Genomic DNA, 3,431 nt, shown 5'->3' on the forward strand with positions numbered 1-3,431 from the left:
TCGTACGTGTCGGGGCGTGTGTACCGCATCGCGACGGCCACATCGGCAACCCGATCACCAATGGCGCCTTCGAGAGCTCTCACCTGATGACGGGTGATCTCGAGGATGGGTGAACTACCGCCGATGAGCCGGTAGTTCTTCCGGACGAACGGGCCTCTGATCTTGGCTACCAGCCATCCGAACACCTTGCTCACGGCGGGTCCACCGGGAATCGGCACGAGATCGGGGTCTTCGAAGATGGCACGGATGAACGGCTCCACCGCAGCCTGATCCCGCGGACCACCCATTTGCGCGAGCACGACACCAACCATCACACGGTCCTCGAGAACACGGGGCGTTCGGAACTCTTGCCCAGGTATGCGTCGAACGTCATCGCCACGTTGCGAATGAACACGGATCCGAGTTCGGTCGCCCGTACGCCGGCCGCCGAAAGGGTCACCATCCCCTGGTCGACGAGCCCATCCGGACCCGCGAGAACGGCGAGTTCGGATGCGAAATAGGTCTCGAAGCCGATGCCGAATCGCCGCTCGACGTCGTCGGCTCGAACGACATAGTTGCACATCAGCTCGGTGATCACATAGCGGCGGATCCGATCGTCCGCCGTCAGAACCGTGCCCCGCTCGATCGGGAGCTCACCACTGTCGATCGCGTCGTAGTAGGAAGCGAGCCGCTTATGGTTCTGCGCGTACGCTCCGGCGACATCGGAGATCCCCGAGGATCCGAGCGCCACCATCTCGGTGCCGCGTTTGGTCGTGTAGCCCATGAAGTTGCGGGACAGCGTCCCTTCTCGCTGCGCCACGGCGAGCTCGTCGTCGGGCAACGCGAAGTGGTCCATACCGATTGCCTGATAGCCGCCGCCCACGAGACGATCCGAGACCATGGACAGCAGCGCGAACTTGAGGTCCCTGTCGGGAAGCAATGCAGGGTCGATCCGTTTCTGGTTCGGTCTCACCCATGGGACATAGGCAAACGAATACACGGCGAGCCGATCAGGCCGCAGCTCGAGGACCCTCTCCAAGGTCTCGGCGTAGGTCGCCTCCGTCTGGCCGGGCAGACCGTAGATGAGGTCTATGTTGATAGACACATACCCGAGCTCCCGGGCTGCCACATGAAGGCTTTGCGTCTGCTCCCACGTTTGGTGACGTCCGATCAGGTCCTGCACCTGCGGGTCGAGGTCCTGAACACCAAGCGAGATTCGGTTGAAGCCGAGGCCGCGCAGGACTTCCAGATGCGCCCTCGAGGTCACCCTCGGGTCGACCTCCAGAGCGACCTCTGCCGCCGGATCCAACTCGAACCGATCGAGGAGGCCCCGGTGCAGCCGCTCGAGGTCCTCGGGCGTGTAGTAGGTGGGCGTACCTCCGCCCCACTGGTACTGGACCAATCTGCGCCGTTCGCCGAGCCGTTCCGCGACGACGCTTGCCTCATCGAGCACCCTACCGAGGTAGGCATCGGCGACGGACTTCCTCCGGGCGACAACGACGTGGCACCCGCAGAACGAACAGCGGGCCTCGCAGAACGGCAAATGCACGTAGAGCGACAGCGACCCCGTGGGATCTTGAGCGGCGGCCTCGAGGTGCGATTCGTACTCGACGGGACCGAAGTCGGTGGAGAATTCCACGGCCGTCGGATACGACGTGTACCGGGGACCCGGCTTGTCGTAGCGTGCCAGAAGATCCGGGGTCAGTGAGACACTCATGCCACTCCCCGGACTGCCGCAACCATCGCCGCGACGTTCTCGACGGGCGTGGCATGGTGGATCCCGTGTCCCAGGTTGAACACATGTCCCGGTCGCCCACCGACGGCCTCCAGGATCTCGGTGACCGCGAACTGGACAGTGGCGGGATCGGTGAGCAGAACGGCCGGGTCGAGGTTCCCCTGTATCGCGGCAGCGGAGCCGATACGGTCCCACGCTTCGTCGATCGGGACTCGCCAGTCGACCCCGTAGCCGGTGGCACCGACTCCGGAGAACAGATCCAGGTTGTGCGCGGCGTGGGGTGCGAAGTAGATCGTCGGCACCCCCAGATCGGCGAGCGCCAGCCTCGCTGCCGGAACGGCAAAGCGGGCGAAGCGACTTCGCGACAGTGCGCCGGCCCACGAGTCGAACAGTTGAACGGCTTGCGCGCCTGCCGACACCTGCATACGAAGGTAGGCATTCATCGCCCTTCCGAGACCGGCCAGGGCGCGCTCGGACCCCTCTGGCTTCTGCTCGAGGGCCGATCGCATACCGAGGAAGTCCTTGCTGCCCTGGCCTTCGATCAGATAGGCGAGCAGCGTCACCGGGCCTCCTGCGAATCCGATGATCGCAGTGGCATCGTCGAGACCTGCTCGAGCCAGCGAGATCGCCTCACCAACGAAGTCGACGGCGGCTGCATCGAGTTCCGGAAGCTCTTCGACTTCCTCGATGCCGTGTGGCCGGAGCTTCGGCCCGGGATCGAACGTTGCAGCGACACCCATCCCCTCGAGCGGAGTCATGATGTCGGAGAACACGATGGCAGCGTCCAGCGAGAACCGGCGTACCGGCTGCATCGTGATCTCGGCGGCGAGCTCGGGATCGTGCACGGCTTGCTGAAAGCTGAATCGGCTTCGCAGCTCCTGATACTCGGGAAGGTAGCGACCGGCCTGGCGCATGAACCAGATGGGAGGCCGGTCGAGGGACACGTGGGCCAACGCGTCGAGCAATCTCACGAACTCGCCTCCTCGATAGCTTGTTCGAAGACCTCGAGCGCTTCGTCGAGCCGGTCGTCCAGATGCGCCTCCATCAGGAACCACGTTTCGAAGGCGGACGGGGGGATCAGAACGCCGCGGCGCAGCGCCGCGTGGAAGAATCGGTTGAAGAGCTCGATGTCGATGTCCACTACGTCGTCCCACGTCTCAACGTGCTCGATACCGAGAAACACGCCGATCATGCCGCCGACGTGGTGCACGGTTGCGCTCATGCCCGCTTTCTTTGCAGCCGCTTCGACACTGTTCGCAATACGTGATCCGGCCTCGTCGAAACGTTCGTACAACTCCGGGTGATCGCGGAGGTACCGAAGGGTGACGAGACCGGCCGCGGTGGCAAGCGGGTTCCCGGCAAGGGTTCCCGCCTGATAGACGGGGCCGTCGGGAGCGATCATCCGCATCAGGTCTTCTCGCCCTCCGTAGGCTGCGGCCGGAGCGCCGCCGGCCATCACTTTGCCGAGGGTTGTCAGGTCTGGAGTGACCCCGTACAGGCCCTGTGCAGAGGTGGGTCCGACACGAAATCCGGTCATGACCTCATCGAAGATGAGCAGGGCACCGTGGCGATCACACAGGGAGCGGAGACCTTCGAGGAAACCGGGAACGGGCGGGATGCACCCCATGTTGCCTGCAACCGGCTCGACGATCACCGCCGCCACAGAGTCGTCCAGCAGCGCCTCCACAGACGCCTGGTCGTTGTAGCGGGCGACCCT

At 64.3% G+C, this 3,431-nt stretch carries 4 protein-coding genes; all 4 read right to left on the bottom strand.

Features of this window, described 5'->3' with window-relative positions; all coding sequences use genetic code 11:
- Positions 1–311 (bottom strand): ferrochelatase (locus GWP04_12370; protein ID NIA26337.1); only part of this gene is annotated, 311 nt, incomplete at its 3' end.
- Positions 311–1,696 (bottom strand): oxygen-independent coproporphyrinogen III oxidase, encoded by a 1,386-nt coding sequence (hemN, locus tag GWP04_12375; protein ID NIA26338.1) that lies wholly within the window; start codon positions 1,694–1,696, stop codon positions 311–313. The genes hemN and GWP04_12370, both read right to left, overlap by 1 nt.
- A complete protein-coding gene (gene hemE, locus GWP04_12380; GenBank protein NIA26339.1) occupies positions 1,693–2,685 on the bottom strand; it encodes a uroporphyrinogen decarboxylase in 993 nt (330 codons plus the stop codon). Before hemE ends, hemN begins: the two co-directional genes overlap by 4 nt.
- Positions 2,682–3,431 (bottom strand): aminotransferase class III-fold pyridoxal phosphate-dependent enzyme (locus GWP04_12385; GenBank protein NIA26340.1); only part of this gene is annotated, 750 nt, incomplete at its 5' end. The genes GWP04_12385 and hemE, both read right to left, overlap by 4 nt.

Source organism: Gammaproteobacteria bacterium, from assembly GCA_011682695.1.
Taxonomy (GTDB): domain Bacteria; phylum Actinomycetota; class Acidimicrobiia; order Spongiisociales; family UBA4744; genus BMS3Bbin01.

Coding starts and splice junctions, on each gene's coding strand:
- hemN (NIA26338.1), bottom strand. CDS start 1,696: ATGAGTGTCTCACTGACCCCGGATCTTCTGGCACGCTACGACAAGCCG.